Annotated in this window: 18 protein-coding genes; 16 read left to right on the top strand and 2 right to left on the bottom strand. The window is 71.8% G+C overall.

Annotation, left to right across the window (positions count from 1 at the left end; all coding sequences use genetic code 11):
* Window positions 1–62 precede the first annotated feature (62 nt).
* From VFW66_03680 to menC, 8 genes are all read left to right on the top strand, one after another.
* Entirely contained in the window at window positions 63–350 is a 288-nt protein-coding gene (locus VFW66_03680; protein HEX5385780.1) for a hypothetical protein, read from the top strand.
* A 21-nt stretch (window positions 351–371) separates the two neighbouring features.
* Window positions 372–1175: an amidohydrolase family protein gene (locus VFW66_03685; GenBank protein ID HEX5385781.1), complete on the top strand. Its 804-nt coding sequence runs from the start codon at window positions 372–374 to the stop codon at window positions 1173–1175.
* A gap of 24 nt (window positions 1176–1199) precedes the next feature.
* Window positions 1200–1973 carry an amidohydrolase family protein gene (locus tag VFW66_03690; protein ID HEX5385782.1) on the top strand — a complete coding sequence of 258 codons (774 nt, stop codon included), beginning with the start codon at window positions 1200–1202 and terminating at the stop codon, window positions 1971–1973.
* A gap of 17 nt (window positions 1974–1990) precedes the next feature.
* Window positions 1991–2893 (top strand): hypothetical protein, encoded by a 903-nt coding sequence (locus VFW66_03695; protein ID HEX5385783.1) that lies wholly within the window; start codon window positions 1991–1993, stop codon window positions 2891–2893.
* Window positions 2871–4010, top strand: coding sequence for a hypothetical protein (locus VFW66_03700; protein ID HEX5385784.1), 1140 nt, complete (start codon window positions 2871–2873; stop codon window positions 4008–4010). The genes VFW66_03695 and VFW66_03700 overlap by 23 nt, the downstream gene beginning before the upstream one ends.
* Before the next feature lie 68 nt (window positions 4011–4078).
* Window positions 4079–4354 (top strand): ribbon-helix-helix protein, CopG family, encoded by a 276-nt coding sequence (locus VFW66_03705; GenBank protein ID HEX5385785.1) that lies wholly within the window; start codon window positions 4079–4081, stop codon window positions 4352–4354.
* On the top strand, window positions 4351–4776 hold the full coding sequence (locus tag VFW66_03710; GenBank protein HEX5385786.1) for a PIN domain-containing protein: 426 nt from the start codon (window positions 4351–4353) through the stop codon (window positions 4774–4776). The genes VFW66_03705 and VFW66_03710 overlap by 4 nt, the downstream gene beginning before the upstream one ends.
* Window positions 4777–4800: 24 nt before the next feature.
* Window positions 4801–5931 (top strand): o-succinylbenzoate synthase, encoded by a 1131-nt coding sequence (gene menC / locus VFW66_03715; GenBank protein ID HEX5385787.1) that lies wholly within the window; start codon window positions 4801–4803, stop codon window positions 5929–5931.
* A gap of 13 nt (window positions 5932–5944) precedes the next feature.
* Here the strand turns inward: menC and VFW66_03720 are convergent, their stop codons facing one another.
* The gene (locus VFW66_03720; protein HEX5385788.1) at window positions 5945–7003 is read right to left on the bottom strand and encodes a sulfite oxidase; all 1059 of its coding nucleotides are present in this window, start codon (window positions 7001–7003) and stop codon (window positions 5945–5947) included.
* A gap of 139 nt (window positions 7004–7142) precedes the next feature.
* Between VFW66_03720 and VFW66_03725 the strand changes: the two genes are divergently transcribed.
* The 4 genes from VFW66_03725 (at window position 7143) to VFW66_03740 (ending at window position 10752) form a co-directional block, all read left to right on the top strand.
* Window positions 7143–7295, top strand: a complete 153-nt coding sequence (locus tag VFW66_03725; GenBank protein ID HEX5385789.1) for a hypothetical protein — start codon at window positions 7143–7145, stop codon at window positions 7293–7295.
* A gap of 33 nt (window positions 7296–7328) precedes the next feature.
* Entirely contained in the window at window positions 7329–7628 is a 300-nt protein-coding gene (locus tag VFW66_03730) for a hypothetical protein (GenBank protein ID HEX5385790.1), read from the top strand.
* Window positions 7629–7630: 2 nt separating this feature from the next.
* Entirely contained in the window at window positions 7631–10246 is a 2616-nt protein-coding gene (locus VFW66_03735; GenBank protein HEX5385791.1) for a glycoside hydrolase family 38 C-terminal domain-containing protein, read from the top strand.
* 149 nt (window positions 10247–10395) lie between these two features.
* Complete coding sequence (locus VFW66_03740) at window positions 10396–10752, top strand: hypothetical protein (GenBank protein ID HEX5385792.1); 357 nt, start codon at window positions 10396–10398, stop codon at window positions 10750–10752.
* Here the strand turns inward: VFW66_03740 and VFW66_03745 are convergent.
* A complete protein-coding gene (locus VFW66_03745; GenBank protein ID HEX5385793.1) occupies window positions 10749–11489 on the bottom strand; it encodes an SURF1 family protein in 741 nt (246 codons plus the stop codon). The genes VFW66_03740 and VFW66_03745 overlap by 4 nt on opposite strands.
* Window positions 11490–11764: 275 nt before the next feature.
* On the opposite strand from VFW66_03745, the gene VFW66_03750 reads away from it, so the two are divergent.
* The 4 genes from VFW66_03750 to VFW66_03765 all read left to right on the top strand — a co-directional run.
* A complete protein-coding gene (locus VFW66_03750; GenBank protein ID HEX5385794.1) occupies window positions 11765–14242 on the top strand; it encodes an Ig-like domain repeat protein in 2478 nt (825 codons plus the stop codon).
* A gap of 84 nt (window positions 14243–14326) precedes the next feature.
* Window positions 14327–15982, top strand: coding sequence for an Ig-like domain-containing protein (locus tag VFW66_03755; GenBank protein HEX5385795.1), 1656 nt, complete (start codon window positions 14327–14329; stop codon window positions 15980–15982).
* Window positions 15972–17018, top strand: a complete 1047-nt coding sequence (locus tag VFW66_03760) for an Ig-like domain repeat protein (protein HEX5385796.1) — start codon at window positions 15972–15974, stop codon at window positions 17016–17018. Before VFW66_03755 ends, VFW66_03760 begins: the two co-directional genes overlap by 11 nt.
* A 143-nt stretch (window positions 17019–17161) precedes the next feature.
* The coding region (locus tag VFW66_03765; GenBank protein ID HEX5385797.1) for an Ig-like domain-containing protein at window positions 17162–18283 on the top strand (1122 nt) is incomplete at its 3' end.

Consider the following 18283-nt stretch of genomic DNA (forward strand, 5'->3'; position numbering starts at 1 on the left):
GCCGTCCCGCGGGCCACCTTTCGCGCCATGAACCCCGACTTCAGGCCTGCGCGGAGGTGAGAATGAGCAACCCCGAGTTCCCGGTCGAGCGCCCCAAGTTCTACGACCGGAAGCCAACCGTGGACAACATTGACGACGTGGACGACGAGGACGGCACCGTGAGCCAGGATATCTCGGACGATACCGACCTCACGCTGCACGAAGTGAATCCGAGCGAGGTGACCGGCCCCGCGGGCACGATCGAGGGCGATCACGACGTGCCGCCGCCCCCCGGCACCATCTACCGAGACGATCGCGACCCCGCCGAGATCGTCCACGAGCGCAATCGGGACGAGGACGTGCATTTGTAGCCGGGGCTGTATCTTCCCGGCATGCTGGTCGACGTCCACGCCCATTTCTACACCGACCGTTCCCCCCGCGATGACTGGCGCGCGCGCAACGCGAGCCGGCTCGGCGCGGGGGAGCGCGTCGGCATCACCATTCACGTCGCCTCCATCCTCGGCAGTTGGGGGCTGACGTCGCCCACGTACTTTCCCTCGCCCGACGATCTCGAGTACGCCAACGATGGACTCGTCGCACTCCAGCACGCGCATCCCGCGCGGATCCGGGGTTACGTCGCGGTCAATCCGAACTACACCGCGCACGCGCTGCGTGAAATCCGCCGGGGTGTCGCGGCCGGCATGATCGGCGTGAAGCTCGCCGCGAGCCGCCGCGCCGATGACCCGCTGCTCGATCCCGTAGCAGATGCGGCGCGCGAGCATGGCCTGCCGGTGCTGCACCACATCTGGCAGCACCGCCGCGGCGACGTGCCGGGGCAGGAGGCGTCGGACGCGGTGGAGCTCTGCGCGCTCGCGGCGCGCCACGCGGCGGTGTCGTTCATCCTCGCGCACATCGGCGGCGGCGGCGACTGGCTGCATTCGCTGCGTGCGCTCCGCGACGTGCCTAACGTATTTGTGGATCTCTCGGGGAGCGGCGTCGACGGCGGCATGCTCGAGGCCTGCCTCGACGCGGTGGGCATCGAGCGCATCCTTTGGGGCTGCGATCTCACGATTTGCACCGGCTGGGCAAAGCTCCGCTACCTCGCGCACCTACTCTCGCCGGGCGAGCTGGAGCTGGTCCGCTGGCGGAACGCCGCGCGCATCTTCCCGCCCGGCGCGTTCCCAACCGGCGATTGACGCGTCCCACATGATGCCTCGCTGATGCTCCTCGACGCGAACGTCTTTCTCGGCGGGTATCCCTATCGGCGCGTGCCCGGAACCTCTCCCGCTGCGGTACTCGGCGATATGGACCGCATTGGCGCAGACAGCGCGTGGGTGACGCACCTCCCCGGCATTTTCTGGCGGGACCCGACCGAAGGCAATCCGTGGCTCCTCGATGTCTGCCGCGAGATGCCGCGGCTCCGCCCGGCCCTCGCCGTGCACCCGGGACTCCCGCGCTGGGAAGCGGTGCTCGCCGAGGCCGCGGCGACACGCGCACCGGCCGTGCGCGCCGATCCGACCTACTACGGGATCGATCCCGCCGGCGCGGCGATGCGGCGGCTCGTTGCGGCGTGCGCCGAGGCCGGCATCCCGCTGGTGCTTGCGGTGCGGCTCGAAGACCCGCGCCAGCGGCATCCGCTCGACCGCGCGCCCGAGCTGCCGGCCGCCGCCGTGCGCGCGCTGCTCCGATCCCATGCACGCGCGCGTCTCCTCGTCACCCACGCGGGCCGCGGGTTCATCGAGGAGGTGCACTTCGGCTCGACACCCGAAGAGGCGGCGCGCATCTGGTGGGACATCTGCTGGATCTGGGGACCGCCCGAGGACCATCTCGAGCTGCTGCTCTCGACCATGGGCGCCGAGCGTTTCGTCTTCGGCACCGGCATGCCGCTCAGGATTCCGGAGACGAGTGTCGCCAAGCTCGATCTGCTCGATTTGGCGCCCGAGCGGCGCGCGCTGATCGAGCACGCGAACCTGGAGCGGCTGGCGGCCGGATGACCGCGGGCGGCGCACGTGTGATCGAACCCGCCGCGCAGATCCGCGAGCGGCTCGACGGCGGTCTGGTGCCTGCTGTTCCGGTGCCGTTCCGCGGCCGCGCGCTCGACCGCGAGGCGCTCGCCGCGTACGCGCGCTGGATGGCGCGCCAGCCGATTGCGGGCGTCGCGGTCAACGTGCACACCGGCCGTGGCCCGCACCTGACTCCCGACGACCGGCGTTTGGTGCTTTCCACCTGGCGCGCCGCGCTTCCCGACCGCGTCCTCATTGCGGGAGCCTGGGATGTTGCGACCGCGGCCGAAGCCCGCGCGCTCGCCGCCGACGCGCTGCTCGCCTTCCCGCGGAGCGCCGACGCGGGGGACGCCGTCGCCTACCACGAGCATCTCGGCCGCGAGCTGCCGGTGCTCGCCTTCTATCTCTACGCCGCTGCGGGCGGCGCTGCGTACGACGATGCGGCGCTCCGCGGCATCCTGGCGCTGCCGAGCGTGGTGGGCATCAAGGTCGCGACGCTCGATTCGGTGATGACCTTCCAGCGCCTGGCGCGCCTCGTCACCCCGCTCTCCGACAAGCTGCTCATGACCGGCGAGGACCGGTTCCTCGGCTATTCGCTGCTCCTGGGGGCGCGCTCCGCGCTCGTGGGCATGGGCGCGGCGCTCACCGACGTGCAGGCCCGGCTCCTGTGCGCGCATGCGGCGGGCGACTGGCCGCGCTTCGTCGCCCTCTCCGCCGTCTGCGACCGCTTCGGCGAAGCCACCTTCACACCGCCGATGGAAGGCTACGTGCGCCGGATGCTCTGGGCCGCCGCCGCCGACGGCGCCATCTCGGCCGACGCCTGCGACGATCCGTGGGGTCCGGCGCTCCCGGACGCCGAGCGGGAGGTCGTGCAGCAGGCGGTGCGGGATGCGCGCGCGGCTCTCCGCTGACTTCGAGCGCTTCAGGCGCGAGCTCCCGCGCGACTTTGCCGATCACGTCCGGCAGGCGTACGGGGTGAACCTCGCCACGCACTATCTCGGCATGCCGCTGCCGCACCCGATCGGCAAGGGCTCGGGCCAGCTCTCGCTCAACGCCGACCAGCTCGAGACCGATTGCGTGGCGGGGCTCGCGTACGTCGTGCTCAAGACCGTGATCGCCGAAGATCCCTCGGGCGCGCGCGCCATGGACGCGTGGGCCATCCACGAAACCCGCATGCGGGTCGAGCCGCGGCGCGCGCGCGACGGGCGCGAGGGATGGACCGTGACATGGAAAGGCCGCGGCTGGGACCGCGACCTCGCCGCGTACTGCGAGCTCGTGCGGTCCGGCCGCCGGATCATGGACGAGCACGGGATGCTCGTGGTGCCGTCCGTCAAGTACCATCTGCCCCGGGTCGACGAGCCGTTCCGCGACGCCGAGTACGTGCACACGACGGCCGAGCTGGCGCGCGCCTGGGGCGCGGGGCCGCTGCTGGTGGAGCAGGACTTTTCCCCCACCCTCGCCGGCGACGCACTGGGCGACGAGCGTGCCCGCATTCTCCGCTGGATCGCGGAGGTGCCGGCGCGAGTTCGCGCCGCTGCGCCGGGCGGCGCGCGCGTGTCCCTCAAGCTCATGAACGCGCGCTTCGACGACGACTTTCAGGTAGCGATGCTCGAGGCCGCCGCCCGCTCGGCCGATGCGGCCGTCGCGTTCAACCGGCTCTTCGACGCCGAGCTCGGCGCCGCCTACGGCGGCTGGGACCTGAGCGATCGCAACTTTCGCGCGCTTGCCCTCGCGCGCGGACGCGGCGTGTCCCTCCCGCCGCTCGCCGGCAGTGGCAATGTCTGCTCCGGCCATCTGCTGCTGGAGTACGCCCGCCTCGGCTGCGCCAGCGTGCAGTTGCACACGTTCTTCCAGCTCCCGCTTGGCGCCTACCCCGCGACCGCCGGCTCCCGCACCCAGCGCGCGCTGCACGCGCTCGTCTTCCATCCCATCGATGGGCTCGTGGCCGGCCTGCTCGATCGCGCGGACCAGGGGCAGCTCGAGCGGCGCGGCGGGGAACTGCATTTTCTCGATGTGGTCGGCGCGTGAGGCGATGCGCGCCGGCCGCCCGCGGCCGGGGGATTGCCCCGGTACATGTAACGCGCTACAGTCGCATCATGATGCCACGCAAACCGCCCCGCCGCACTGTTCGGGAACCGGTCCAGGTCTACCTGGCTCCCGATGACCGAGCGCTGCTCGAGTCGCTGGTGCGCTCCAGCGGACTTTCCCGCGCCGAGATCCTGCGCCGCGGCATCCGGAGCTTTGCCGCGGCAGCCAGTGGCACCGACAGCCCCATGCTGGCGTTCCTGAACGAGGCGGAAGCCGGGGATTGGCCCACGGGCATCGCCAAGGGGCATGACGACGTGCTGGCCGAGGCCCATCGCGCGCCGTGAACGGCGCGCTTTTCCTCGATACATCCGGCTGGTTCGCGGCGCTGAGCCGGCGGGAGTCGTCGCACGCAGGGGCGCGCGCCGCGTATGCCGATCAGGTCCGGCGCGGAGGAGCGCTCATCACCACCGCGCCCGTCCTCGCCGAAATGCACATCCTCCTGCTCGAGCTGGGCGGCCCGGCAATGGCGCTCAGGTTTCTGGACGGCGTCGCCACCGATCCCACGCATGAAGTCATTGACGTCGGCCGGGACTTGCGCCTCGCCGCCGTCGAGCGGTGGCTCCGCCGTTTCACCGACCAGGACCTGAGCCTCACCGACGCCATGAGCTTCGAGGTGATGCGCCAGCGACGGCTCCGCCGCGCGCTCGCGCTGGACCGGCACTTCGCGGTCGCAGGCTTTGAGCTCGTGCCGGGGCCGCGGGCCTGAGACTTACCACCGGCGGACCGCCGCATGCACATCGCCAGCGCCGAGCTCTACGAGCTGACCCTCCCCCTTCGCGAGCCGTTTGCCATCTCCGGCGGCACTATGCGCGAGCGGCGATCGCTCGTCGTCGTCCTGCACGACGAGGCGGGCCACATGGGCTATGGCGAGTCGCCTCCGTTCGAGCTGCCGTTCTACTCGGAGGAGACGCTCGCCTCCGCGCGTGATCTCATCCAGCGGGCGCTGCTGCCGCGCGTCGTGGGTGGCGAGTTCGAGAACCCCGAAGCAGTGGACGCGGCGCTCCGCCCCGGCATCCGCGGCAACCCCTTCGCGCGGTCAGGCATCGAGACCGCCGCCTGGGATCTCGAAGCCGCGCGCCTCGGCACCAGTCTCGCGGCCTGCCTGTCGGCGCGCGTCGGCGAGCCGCCGGCCCCCGCGATCCCCTGCGGCATTTCCCTCGGCATCCCGGAAGACCGGCAGCCGGCTACCCTCGAGCGAGCCGTTCACGAGGCGCTCGGTCACGGGTATCGTCGAGTGAAAATCAAGGTAATGCCCGGCTGGGACGTGGAGCCTGTCATCGCAGCACGGCGCGCGCTCGCCGGCAGCGGCGTTCCGCTCACGGTGGACGCCAACGGCGCCTACGAGTGGCCGCGCGACGAGGCGAGTCTGCGCGTGCTCGACGACGCCGAGCTCCTCTACATCGAGCAGCCGCTCGCGCCCGACGAGCTGGTGGGCCACGCGCGTCTCGCGCACAGGCTTCGCACCCTAATCTGCGTGGACGAGACGCTCCGCGATGCGCGCGCCGCCCGGCAGCTCATCGAGCTCGACGGTCCCAAGGTCTGGAACCTCAAAGTGCACCGGGTCGGCGGGCTCACCGAAGCGCTCCGCATCCACGCCGCCGCGCGAGAATTCGGCGCCGCGCTCTGGGGCGGCACCATGCCCGAGTCCGGGCTCGGCAGCCAGGCCGCGATCGCGATGGCGGCGCAGGCGGGGTTTGTCTACCCCTCGGACCTGGAGCCGAGCACGCGCTGGTTCGGCCGAAACGTGGACGTGATCAAACTGACGATGAATCGCGAGGGGTGGATGACGGTGCCCGGCGTGTCGATCGCGCGGCTGCTCGATCGCGCGCGGTTCGCGGCGTCCGTCAGCCGGATTTGCTGAGCGCGTAGCGCCCTCAGGCGGGCCCCACGCCGACGGTCACGGGTACCACGAAGTTGTTCGCGTAGCCCTTCCGGTTGGGGGGCAGCGCGTCGGGCTGCCGGTTGCCCGCCGTGTCGCAGGCGCGCGCCACGAGCGTATGCTCGCCCGGCCTCGCGTCCCACTCTGATTCCCAGAGACGCCAGGCGCCCGGCACCGCAGCGCCGAGCAGATGCGCGGATCGCCAGCGGGCTCCTCCGTCCGTGCTCACCTCGACCGATGCGATCGTGCCCGTGCCGGTCCACGCCGCCCCGGCAATCCGCACCGTTCCCGCACGGAGCGGGGCGCCGGCACGCGGCATCGCGATCACCGACGCCACCCGCAGCGGGCCAAGCTCGTCGCCCGGCCCTCCATCACCGTACCACAACCGATAGTCGGCGGTCTGAAACGCTCCCGGCTCCGGTTCCGCCGCAGCCGTGATCGCCCGCAGCCACTTCACCGAATCCATTCCGTAGCGCGTCGGCACGACGAGGCGTACCGGCGCGCCGTGCAACGGCGGGAGCGGCACGCCGTTCATGGTGAGCGCGAGCAGGGCGCCGTCTTGCTCCGCCAACGTGCGGGGCACGCTCCGCGCGAACGCGAGGTCGCCACCCTCGCTCGCACAGCGGTCCGCGCCCGCAAGTCGGATGTGCAGCGCCTCCGGCCTGAGCCCGGCGCGCGCAAGCACGTCGGCCAGGCGCGGCCCGCCCCAGCGCGCCGTGCTCACCGCGCCTTCCTGCCATTGAACGCCGCCGGGCACGGGCCGCTGCAGCGTGCGCCGATTGCCCGCACATTCGAGCGTCGCGATGCACTCCGCCTGCGGGAGCGCACGCAGCGCCGCGAGGTCGAGCGTCAACGGCCGCGTGACGAGGCCGCCAACGTCGAGCCGCCAATCGGCCGCGGCGTCGGGCACCGTGCCGTGGCAGCGGACGTAGAACTGATCGGTCGGGGTGAGTAGCGTCGTGAGCCGAGCGAGGTCCAGCTCGTAGTTCGGCGGTTCGGCGCTGCGGACAATGCGGCCTGGCGCCGCGCGGCGCGCAGTGGTCGGGTCAGGCATCGGGGCAACATACATTGACGGCCGACATGGCGGCATGTAGCGTAGAGCGGGTCCGTGGGGCCGGCCGGCGGATGGGGGCCGGTGCGGCGGGCGCCGGCAAGTGGGTGCTGGAGCGGCGGGTGCTGGTCCGGAGGGATATATGGTCGAGTACGCGCTGCTCACCTTCGGGGCCGGCCTCAGTACGGTAACTGCCACGGTGACTGAGGCAGTGCACTCGGCCGGGTGGGTGTTCTTTGCCGGCGCGGGGCTCGGGCTCGCGACCCTCTGGTACATCTTCTCCTCCCGGGCCTGACGCGGCGCACTTTTCGGTTCTGCTCTCCTCCTCATGGCGTACACCCGCGACCAGATCCGTGCCTCCGTCGAGCGCGCCGGCGACGACCAGTGGCGCGCCCTCGTGAGTCACCACGAGGACGCCTATCCCGCGAGCCGCCCGACGCCCGGCGACGTCTGCCGTTCCGAAGCCGAGCGCCTCAACCAGATGGGCCTGGGCGGCCGCGACGACTTCGAGCTGCTCGAGACCCGCGTCGAGCGGGTCGGCGATGACCAGGTCAGCCTCACCCACGTCTTCCGCTTCAAGCCCCTCGACCTTCGCGTGCTGCTCGAGCCGTACACCAATTACAGTTGAGCGTGCCCGCGCTCGTTTTCCATCTCATCCCGCATACCCATTGGGACCGGGAGTGGTATCTGCCGGCCGCGGCGTTTCGCGCGCGGTTGGTCGAGCTGCTCGACGATCTCGTAGACCGGCTGGAGCGCGAGCCTGGCCTGCGGAGTTTCCTGCTCGACGGCCAGACCGTGGTGATCGAGGACTACCTCGCGGTGCGACCCGAGCGCGAGCCGCTCATTCGTGCGCTGACCGCGGCCGGCCGCGTGCAGCTCGGCCCCTGGTACGTGCTCGCCGACGAGCAGATTCCCTCGGGCGAGTCGCTTGTGCGCAACCTCCTGGCCGGTGCGGCGGACGCCGAGCGACTTGGGCGTCGGAGCGACGTGCTCTATTCGCCCGATGCGTTCGGCCACCCCGCGACACTGCCCGATCTGGCGAACGAGTTCGGCCTCGGCTCCGTTGCGCTTTGGCGCGGGCTTGCCGGCGCGCGCGACCTCTATCGCTGGCGTGGGGCCGCCGGTGGCGACGTGCTGCTCTATCACCTGCCGCCCGACGGATACGAAATCGGCGCTGCGCTCTCGAGCGGCGACGAGCTCGCGTCGGCATGGCGCCGAGCGCGCGCCGAGCTTGTGCCGCGCGCGGTGACGCGCCACGTCGCTGTCCTCGTCGGTGCCGATCACCACTGGGTGCACTCAGATCTCACGGGGCTCCGCGACGCGCTCGCGGCGCTCGAGCCGGGCCATGAGGTGCGGATCTCGCGCCTGGACGAGTTCTGCGCCGCTGCGGCTGATGACGTGCGAACCGCAGCGCCGCCCGCCGCGCTCGCCGGCGAGCTTCGCTGGTCCTACGGGTACACCTGGACGCTGCAAGGCGTGCACGGCACCCGGGCGCACCTCAAGCGGCGCAATTCGCTCGCCGAGCTCGCCCTCGAGCGAGTGGCCGAGCCGCTCGTCGCGCTCACGGGTGCCGCGGGCGCGGGCCCCGCGCTGCTGCGCCATGCCTGGCGCACGCTGCTGCGCAACCAGTTCCATGACTCGATCTCGGGCTCGGTGAGCGACGCCGTAGTGGCCGCCATGCGCGCGCGCTTCGGCGCGGTCGAGGCCGTCTCGCGCGAGGTGAGCCACCGCGCGCTGGCTCGGCTCGTCGGTCTCGATGCCGATCGCGCGCGCGACGAGCCCGGCGCCGTGCGCCCGCGCCTCGTGCTCTGGAATCCGGCGGTGCGCCGGCGCGGCGGCATCATCGTCGCCGACCTCACCTTCTTTCGGCGCGACGTGCTCGTCGGGCCGCCCGGCGCGCGCCAGCCGCGGCGGGGCAGCGGGTGGCAGCCGCTTTCGCTCCGCGCCACGGACGGCACCCGCATCCCGCTGCAGATCCTGGGGCGCCGCGTCGCGCAGCGTCGACTGGATGCGGACCACCACTATCCGGACCAGGACGAAGTCGACCTGGTCCGCATCGCCTTTCGTGCGCCCGCCATCGCCGGGCTCGGCGCGGCGGTTCTTGACCCCGCGCCGCCGGGCGCCGGCCCGCGCGGGCGCACGCGCGCGGTCGGGCGCACGTTGCGGAACGAGTTCGTCGAAGTGGCCGTCGCCCGCGACGGCTCGCTCCGCCTCACCGACCGCCGCACCGGCGCGCGGTTCGACCGCTTGCTCGCGCTCGAGAGCGGCGGCGACGTGGGCGACACGTACACCTACGCTCCGCCGCTGAACGACCGGGTCGAGCGGGCGCGCGGTCCCGCGCGCGTGCGGGTGCTCGCGGCGGGACCGCTCGTGTCCGTGCTGGAAGCCCGCTACGCGCTCCCCGCCGGGCGCGGCACCGCTCGCCTCGTCGTGCGATTGCACGATGACAGCCCGCTCGTGCACTGCCGGCTCGAGGTCGACAATCATGCGACCGATCACCGCCTCCGCGCCCGCCTGCCGCTCGGCCTCGTGGGGGCGCCGCTCGTGACGGGTGCGCAGTTCGGCATGGCGGCACGGATGCCCGTCGAGGCCGATCCGCGCGAGTATCCCCGCGAGACTCCGGTGCCAACGGCGCCCGCGCACCGCGTCGCCGCGGCGGCGGAGGGCACGCGAGGACTTGCCCTGTTCATCCCCGGCTTCTTCGAGGTCGAGTGGACTGCGGCGGGCGATCTCCTGCTCACGCTGTTCCGCGCGGTGGGCGCGCTCTCGCGCGGTGACCTCGCCGCGCGCCCCGGCCACGCAGCGTGGCCCGAGCCGACCCCGCTCGCGCAGTGCCTCGGCCCCGATGCGATCGACCTCGCGCTTTGCCCCATCACGGCGGCCGACCTGGATCCGGGCGATCGGCTCGCCGCGCGCTGGGAAGACGCCTTTCTCCCGCTCCGCCCCTGGTGGGTGGCCGATGCCGTGGCACTCGCGCCATCGCCGGAGTCCATCGCGCTCGAGGGCGACGGCCTCGTCGTCTCCGCCGTGAAGCCGGCCGAAGCGGGTGATGGCGTCGTGCTGCGCTGCGTGAACCTGAGCGCGAGATCGGTGCACGGCCGGTGGTGCTTCGGCACGTCGCGTGGCCGGGCATGGCGGGTGCGTGCCGACGAGCGCGAGCCCCGGCCGGCGCCGCTCACCGACAGCGGATGCACGCTCGCGTTCAGCGCGCCGCCGCACGCGTTCGTGACGCACCGCGTGCTCTAAGGGCGACATCGCGCGCTGCACTTTGCCGCCGTGTCAGCGCACAACTAATTTGGCGCATGCTCACTCCAGCCCGAAGCGCGCCTCGGTCGCCAGCCCTCTGAGCCACTCGGCGGCCATCTGCTGACCGAGATCCTCGCGAGGAACGCCCGATGAGCGCACCGCGCGCGTATCCCGCGCTTCCCTGCTTTCCGTGCCCGCACGGCTCCGCGTGTTGCGCCTACGGCGTCACGTTGAGCGAGGACGAGGCCGCGGCAATTTCCCGCGTGCACGGGGCGCACACTGTATATCGCACGCGCTGGGGCGAGTGGCGCACGCGGGTGCGCAGGCGGCGTTGCATCTTCCTGGTGGAGAATTGCTGCACGATCCATCGGGAGCCGTACTACCCCGCGGTCTGCCGGGGATTCCCCTGGACCGACGCGGAGACCGGCGGGCCCTACGAGTTCGACCGCACGATCTGCCCTGAGTTCATTGCGCACCCGGAGCTGGTGCAACTCGGGCGCGCCTAGATCTCCCGCGGGGCGCCCGTGCCCCGGCGCCACACGACGGCGGCAAACACCAGTGCGATGACCGCGAACGAGAACCATTGGATCGCGTAGTCGAGGTGCGGACCATCGTCCAGCGCCGGCGGCGGACGGCGCCGCGGGAAGCTCGGCAGTGCGGCATTGGGCTCTTGCAGAATCACGACGTCGAGGACGGGGTAGGGGAGCCGCGCGCGCACGGCGCCCAGGTCGATCCGGCGCCAGGTGGTGCGGCCCGCAGTCACCACCGGCCGGCCCGAATCGGGCGCCGCGTGCATCGGGCTCGCGAGGCCGATCACGTCACGCACGCCCGGCTCGTCGATCGCCGCGCGGGTCGAGTCGCTCAGCGTGAGCGCGTCGGGCGAGGGCACGAATCCGCGGTCCACCAGCACCGCGGTGTCACTGCCCGCAAGGCGCAGCGGTGTGACGATCTCGACGCCGGGCGTTTCGATCACCTCGCCGCGAACCACGAATTCATGCGCGCGATCGTAGGTGCCGCGCGCCCGCACGCGGCGTCCGGAGAGCGCGGTGTCCGGCGCGTGCTGGGCCAGATTCGCCTCGGGGAGCGCGCGCTCCGCGAGTGCCCGAGCATTGGCGGCGCGGCGCTGCTCGAGCCGGTGCACCTGCCAGACACCGAGCCGCGCGCACACGGCTGCGACAACGAAGAACAGAATGACGAGAATGACGCGTGATTTCCGGGCCGGCTTTGTCGGCGAGCTTTCCATGCTCCTCCAAGGGGGGCCAATTGTGTCGGCGGCCGCGCTAGATTGTCGCTGGCGCTTCTGCCGTCCCTTCTCCGCAAATTGTGGCGACGGACCTACACGAAGCGCCCCGCACACCACGAAACTCTAAGCAGGATAAGCTCATGCATCCTCAGTGGCAGGGCATGGAAGATGCCCGTCGCCGTGCTGTGCATATCGCATGTCGGCGCCTCGCGCGCCACCGATCCCGTCCGGTCTCCGTTGCGCGGGCCGGCGCCGCTCTCGGCTTCGTGCCGTGCATGGCCTTGGCGCTTGCGTTGGCCGCCACCGCATGCGGCGGTAACGACCTCACGCTGCCCGCCGAGAGCGTCGCCGCGAAGATCGTGGTCCTGGGCGGCGACAAGCAGAGCGGCACGGTGGGCGGTGTGCTCGGCGACAGTATCGCGGTGCGCGTTACCGATTCGAAGGATCGTCCCGTCCAGAACCAGAAGGTGAGCTTCACGCCCGGCGCGAATAGCGGCACCGTGGTGCCGCCGTCGCCGTCCACCGACGCCAACGGGCGCGCCGCCGCCGCTTGGCTGCTGGGCGACGTCGCGGGCGCGCAGACCGTCGTGGCAAAGCCCACCGGGAATGGTGCGCCGGCAAATCTCTCGGCGACGTTCACGGCGACGGCGGCGGCATCGCCCCCGGCGAGGGTTGCGAAGTCGGCCGGCGACGGCCAGACCGCGAACGCGGGCAGCGAGGTGGCCGTGCCGCCGGCCGTCAAGGTGACCGACGCCAATGACAATCCGGTGGCGGGCGTCGCCGTCACCTTCGCGGTGACCGGGGGCGGCGGCAGCGTGGCGCCCATCACGCCGGTCAAGACCAATGCGAACGGCGTCGCCTCGGCCACCTCGTGGCGGCTCGGCGTGATCGCGGGGCGGAATACGCTGACGGCGACCGCCGCCGGCACGGGGCCGCAAGGAAATCCCGCGACGTTCATCGCGACCGGCACGATCGGCATCAGCAACAAACTCGTCTTCGTCGTGCAGCCGTCCAACGCCACGGTGGGCGCGGCGATCACGCCCGCCGTCAAGGTCCAGGTCCAGGATGCCGCGGGCAACGTGGTGACGGGCGCTAGCAACCAGATCACAGTCGCGCTGGGCAGCAATGCGACCGGCGCATCCCTGGGCGGCACGACGACGGTGAGCGCGGTGAACGGCACGGCGACGTTCGCCAATCTGACGGTTAATCGGCCGGGGACGGGCTACACGCTCACCGCGCTGGCTTCAGGCCTCGTGAGTGCGGAGAGCAACGCCTTCAATGTGGCCGGCGGCAGCACCACGACCAACGTGACGGTGCCCGCCGGCGCCACCGTGGTCGGCCAAGCCTACACAGTGAGCTTCAGCGTGAACCCGGTGCCGCCCGCGAGCGGCACGCCGACCGGATCGGTGACCGTGAGCGACGGCGCCGGTGCCACGTGCCAGGCCTCCGCGCCCAGCGGAAGCTGCTCCCTGCTCTCGACCACCGCGGGCGTCAAGACCGTCACCGCGAGCTACAGCGGCGACGGCACGTTCTCTCCCAGCATCTCGGCCGGTGCCGCGCACCAGGTGAACCAGGCGACGACTACGACCGTCATCGCCTCAGATACGCCGGACCCCTCGGTCTTCGGCCAGTCCATCACCGTGAGCTATACCTTGACGGTGAACGGGCCGGGAAGCGGCGATCCCGCCGGCAACGTGGTCGTGGCGCTGCAAGGCGCCGGCGGCTGCACCGGCACCGTAGCCGCCGGCCAGTGCAGCTTCGTGCCGACCGCGGTCGTCGCGAGCGCGAATCTCACCGCGGCCTACCAGGGTTCGGCCGATTTCGCCGGAAGCACCAGCTCGCCACGCACGCATACGGTGAGCGCGGCGAGCACGACGACCATGGTCACGACTTCGAAGACGCCTTCCGACTTCGGCGAGAGCGTGACCTTCACGGCCACGGTCGCCGCGGCGGCGCCTGGTGCGGGCACACCGACCGGCAACGTGCAGTTCCAGATCGACGGCTCGAATTCCGGCTCGCCTGTCGCCCTCTCGAGCGGCAAGGCGACCCTCACGACGAGCACGCTGGCGCCGGGCACGCACACCGTGAGCGCGAGCTACGCGGGAACGGCGAGCTTCAAGTCGAGCAGCGGCTCGCTGACCGGCGGGCAGACGGTGGGAGCCGCCGGGACCAACACCTCCGTGAGCTCCAGCAACGCGAGCTCCGTGTTCGGTGAGGGCGTCACGTTCACGGCCACCGTGTCCGGCTCGGGCGGTACGCCGGGAGGGACGGTGACGTTCAAGGACAATGCGACGTGCGCGAGTGGCACCGGGACGATCGCGAGCGCGTCGCTCAACGGTGCAGGGACTGCGAGCTCTGGCGCGATCGGCACGCTAAGCGTCGGCGCGCACACCATTCGCGCGTGCTACGCCGGGTCCGGGAGCTTCGGCCCGTCGGAGGGGACCACGGCGCAGCTAGTTGGCCAAGCCAGCACAACGACCACCATCACCGGGTTCAGCCCCGAGCCCTCGACGGTCGGCAGTGCCGTGACGGTCACATTCACAGTTGTGGTGAACGCGCCCGGCGCAGGCACGCCGACCGGCACGGTGAATGTGAGCACCGACGGGACGGAGAGCTGCTCCGCGAGCGTTCAAATCGGCCAATGCGATATCACGTTTACGGCGTCCGGGACTCGCCAGGTCACCGCCACCTACGCGGGTGACGGTAATTTCAGCACCTCGGCAGCGACCGAACCTCACTTGGTAACTCCTTGATGCCACTCACGATGCGCCGGCACCCCTTCCGCCCGCTCGGCCCGCCCGTACCTTAGCCTTGACTCTTGGCGGAACTCGGCTGCTATGCCTGCATCTCGCGCCATCGCCTCGCTTGCCGATTCCGTCCGCGCCCCCCGTGCGCCGCGCGGCGTGTTGGCCTGGGTGGCGGCCTGCGCGGGCTTGGCCGTTGCCGCGGCGTGCGGCGGCAGCGACCTCCTCCTGCCGAGTGACAACGCCGCCGCTTCCATCACGATCGCCGCCGGCGACGGCCAGTCGGCCGCAGCCGGCGCGACGCTGCCCGACTCCGTCGCCGTGCGCGTGACCGACGCGAACGGGCGTCCCGTCGCCGGGCAACGCGTGGCGTTCGTCGTGACGGCCGGCGCGGGGGCCGCCGCGCCGGATACCGCACTCACCGACGCACAGGGCCGTGCCGCCGCGCACTGGACCCTTGGCGGGAGCGCCGGCGCGCAGACCCTCGAGGCCCGCGTGGTGGGCGCGAGCGCGGCCCTCGCGGCCCATTTCGCGGCCACCGCAACCGCCGGCACGCCGGCCCGGCTCGCGCTCGTGAGCGGCGACAAGCAAACGGCCGCCGCGGGGAGCGCGCTCCCCGATTCGCTGGTGGTGCGCGCCACCGACGCGGACGGCAATCCTGCGCCCGGCGCGCATGTGGTGTGGACCTTGTCCGGCGGCGGGTCGGTGAATGCCACGAACACCACCACGGGCGCCGACGGTCGAGCGGCCGTGCAGCGCGTCCTCGGTTCCAGGATCGGCGAGGCGCGCACGGTCGCGACCGCGGCCGGTCTCGCCGGTTCACCGATCACGTTTTCCGCGAGCGCCACGGTGGGAGGCGCGAGCGCGCTCGCCGTCGTTCGCCAGCCGTCCGCGTCGGCCCAGCAACGGACGCCGTTTTCCCGCCAGCCGCAGGTGCAGCTGACCGACGCCTTCGGCAACGCCGTGCGCCAGGCCGGGATCGCCATCTCGGCCGAGCTTCCGAGTGACGCGGGCGGCGTGCTGGACGGCCAGCTCACTGCCTCCACCGACGCGAGCGGACTGGCCACCTTCATAGATCTGGCCCTGCACGGGGCGGCGACGAGCTACACGCTGCGGTTTTCCAACGCCGGCTCCGCGATTGCGCCGGCGGTCTCGGATCCGATCGCACTGAGCCCGGGGCCGGTGAGCGGCAGCCGCTCGAGTGTCACGGTCAATCCATCGTCGATTCCGGCCGCGGGCACCAGCACCGTCACGGTGGCCGCGCGCGACGAATTCGACAACCCGATCGCCGGCGTGTCCGCGTCCGCCAGCTCGAGCGGCGCCTCGGCGACGATCGCGCCGGCCTCGGCGCCCACCAACGCTTCGGGGGCCGCCACGTTCAGTTTCAGCGCGACGAAGGTCGGCAGCTACACGATCACCGCCAAGGTGGGCGGCATCGCCGTCGCGACACCGGCCACCGTCACGGTGACGAAGGCGCCGAGCACCACGACGATCACCGGCGTCACCGAGAGCCGGAACTTCCTGCTTCGGCTCGTTCGCGTGTCGTTCACCGTGATGTCGGCGACAGCGCAGACGCCGACCGGCAAAGTGGCCGTAACCGACGGCCCCGACTCCTGCACCGCCGACGTGGCGAGCGGATTCTGCTCGTTCGTCCCCTCGGTGCGCGGGACGACTACGATCACGGCGACGTATTCGGGCGACGACACCTTCGCCCCGAGCTCGGGGAAGACGACGTTCGATGTCCAGTGAGCCGCGCGGCCTCCGCCGCCCCTCGCCGGCACTCCTCGTCGCCGCCATCGGCGCCGCGGCGGGCGCGGCCTTTGCCTGCGGTGGCAGTGACCTTCTCCTTCCAGGCGACATCCCCGCGGTCACCATCGCCGCCGTCTCGGGAAACGGGCAGACCGCGCCCGCCGGGGGCGCGCTCCCCGCGCCCCTCGTCGTGAAGGCCACCGACGGCGCCGGCCAGCCGGTCGCCGGGCTCGCCATCGCGTGGAGCGTCACCGGCGGCGGCAGCCTCAACACCTCGAGCACGGCAACGGGCGCCGATGGCCGTGCCTCCGTCGAGCGCATTCTCGGCCCCGACGCGGGCACCCAGAAGACGACTGCGAGCGCGGACAACGCCGCCGGCTCGCCGGTCACGTTCACGGCGATCGCCACGGCCATTGAGCTCCCGGCACCCACGACGACCTCGATCACGAGCGTGAAGCCGGAGCCCTCGACCGTGTTCGCGCCGTATACGGTCGCCTTTACCGTGACGGCAGCCGCACCGGTCGGCAATCCGACCGGCACCGTCACGGTGAGCGACGGAAGCGCCACGTGCTCGGCATCCGTGGCCGATGGCCAGTGCGCCCTCACCCCCACTACGGCGAGCGACAAGACCATCACCGCCTCCTATGCCGGCGATGCCGATCACCTGCCGAGCAGCGGAAGCGCGCAGCACCACGTGGATCATGTCGCCGCGGAGGCCAGCGGACCCAGCTCGAGCGACCCGGTGATCAGCCAGGGGCAGCGGGTGACTTTCACCACGAGTGTCACTCCCAAGGTGAGCGTGCACGGGGCGCCGGCCCCGAGTGGCAGCGTCACCTTCCAGCGGGGCGCCTGCGGGGCCGGCGGCACGCTGCTTAGCGAAAAGCCGATCGCGCTCGACGATGAGGGCCGCGCCTCGTTCACCACCCGCGAGCTTCCGGTGGGAACCTATCTCGTCGTCGCATGCTACGGCGGCGATTCGATTTACGGGGCCGCCGCGAGCCCCGGCGTCCCGCAGACCGTGCTGCCGAAGCTGTGATCTAGCTCCTATCCAGGCCTCCGGTCGGACCGCTATCTGTAGCGTGACCTTTCAATTCTTCGAAAGGGCTCGCACGGATGCGTTACCTGCCAGTCGCGCTGCTCGGGGCGGCCTTGTCATTCGCGTGTGGCGGCGAGGACCTCGTGCTTCCAGCCGAGGGCGAGCCCGCTGCGGTCGCGATCGTACAAGGGGACGGCCAAACCGCCAAAGTTGGCGCGGCGCTGGATGACTCGCTGGTCGTACGCGTCACCGATACGCGCGACCGGCCCGTGGCCGACGCCACCGTCGCGTTCGTGCTCATCGACGGCAGCGGCCAGATCACGATCAATGCCGGGCAGCTCAGGCCCGATACCGTCCGGACTGACGCGGATGGCCGCGCGGCTTCGCGCTGGACGCTCGGCGCCTCCGCCGGTGCCCAGCGAGCCGAGGCGCGCGTGGTGGGTGCGGCGAATCCCCTCATCGCGAAATTCACGGCCACGGCGGGTGCGGGACGTGCCGCCGCGCTCGCGGCGGTAAGCGGCGACAAGCAGTCCGCCCCCGCGGGCGCCCCGCTGCCTGACTCGCTCGTGGTTCGTGCGAGCGACGCGGCCGGCAATCCCGTCGCCGGCGCCTCGGTCACCTGGAGCGTGACCGGCGGCGGCAGCGTGAGCGCGCCGACCACGGCGACCGACGCCGCGGGCCTCACGGCCGTGCAGCGTATCCTCGGCCCCAACGCGGGTGCGCAGGCTGCGGTCGCCCGCACGGCGGGTGTGAGTGCGCCCGTCATCTTCACGGCCACGGCCACCGCCGGCTCCGCGGCCAGGATTTCCATCATCTCAGGAAACAATCAGTCCGCCGCGGCCGGATCGGCGCTGCCCGCGCCGCTCGTGGTGCGGATCGTCGATGCCGACGCCAACGGCGTGCCGGGTCGCTCGGTCGCGTGGGTCATCGGGCAGGGTGGGGGCAGTGCCAATCCGGCCACGAGCAAGACCGACGCAAACGGACAGGCATCCACAAGCTGGACGCTCGGCCCCGCCGCCGGGACCAACACGCTTACGGCAGTCGTGTCGGACGTGGGCTCCGTTGTGTTCACCGCGAGTGCCGGGCCCAGCGGCAGCCGATCGGGCGTGTCCGCGTCGCCCACGACCTTCGTCGCGGGCCAGGGCTCGTCCAACGTCACGGTGACCGTGCGCGATGCGGGCGGCAATCCGCTCTCGGGCATCGCGGTGAGGATCGCGGCGAGCGGCGACGGCAACACGATCGCGCAGCCGAACGGCCCCACCAAT

Source organism: Gemmatimonadales bacterium (assembly GCA_036279355.1).
Taxonomy (GTDB): Bacteria; Gemmatimonadota; Gemmatimonadetes; order Gemmatimonadales; family GWC2-71-9; genus DASQPE01.

Excerpts from the sequence above, each read along its gene's own strand:
- VFW66_03680 (HEX5385780.1), top strand. The coding sequence starts at position 63 with ATGAGCAACCCCGAGTTCCCGGTCGAGCGCCCCAAGTTCTACGACCGG.
- VFW66_03685 (HEX5385781.1), top strand. The coding sequence starts at position 372 with ATGCTGGTCGACGTCCACGCCCATTTCTACACCGACCGTTCCCCCCGC.
- VFW66_03690 (HEX5385782.1), top strand. The coding sequence starts at position 1,200 with ATGCTCCTCGACGCGAACGTCTTTCTCGGCGGGTATCCCTATCGGCGC.
- VFW66_03700 (HEX5385784.1), top strand. The coding sequence starts at position 2,871 with ATGCGCGCGCGGCTCTCCGCTGACTTCGAGCGCTTCAGGCGCGAGCTC.
- VFW66_03705 (HEX5385785.1), top strand. The coding sequence starts at position 4,079 with ATGATGCCACGCAAACCGCCCCGCCGCACTGTTCGGGAACCGGTCCAG.
- menC (HEX5385787.1), top strand. The coding sequence starts at position 4,801 with ATGCACATCGCCAGCGCCGAGCTCTACGAGCTGACCCTCCCCCTTCGC.
- VFW66_03720 (HEX5385788.1), bottom strand. The coding sequence starts at position 7,003 with ATGCCTGACCCGACCACTGCGCGCCGCGCGGCGCCAGGCCGCATTGTC.
- VFW66_03725 (HEX5385789.1), top strand. The coding sequence starts at position 7,143 with ATGGTCGAGTACGCGCTGCTCACCTTCGGGGCCGGCCTCAGTACGGTA.
- VFW66_03730 (HEX5385790.1), top strand. The coding sequence starts at position 7,329 with ATGGCGTACACCCGCGACCAGATCCGTGCCTCCGTCGAGCGCGCCGGC.
- VFW66_03740 (HEX5385792.1), top strand. The coding sequence starts at position 10,396 with ATGAGCGCACCGCGCGCGTATCCCGCGCTTCCCTGCTTTCCGTGCCCG.
- VFW66_03745 (HEX5385793.1), bottom strand. The coding sequence starts at position 11,489 with ATGGAAAGCTCGCCGACAAAGCCGGCCCGGAAATCACGCGTCATTCTC.
- VFW66_03750 (HEX5385794.1), top strand. The coding sequence starts at position 11,765 with ATGGCCTTGGCGCTTGCGTTGGCCGCCACCGCATGCGGCGGTAACGAC.
- VFW66_03755 (HEX5385795.1), top strand. The coding sequence starts at position 14,327 with ATGCCTGCATCTCGCGCCATCGCCTCGCTTGCCGATTCCGTCCGCGCC.
- VFW66_03760 (HEX5385796.1), top strand. The coding sequence starts at position 15,972 with ATGTCCAGTGAGCCGCGCGGCCTCCGCCGCCCCTCGCCGGCACTCCTC.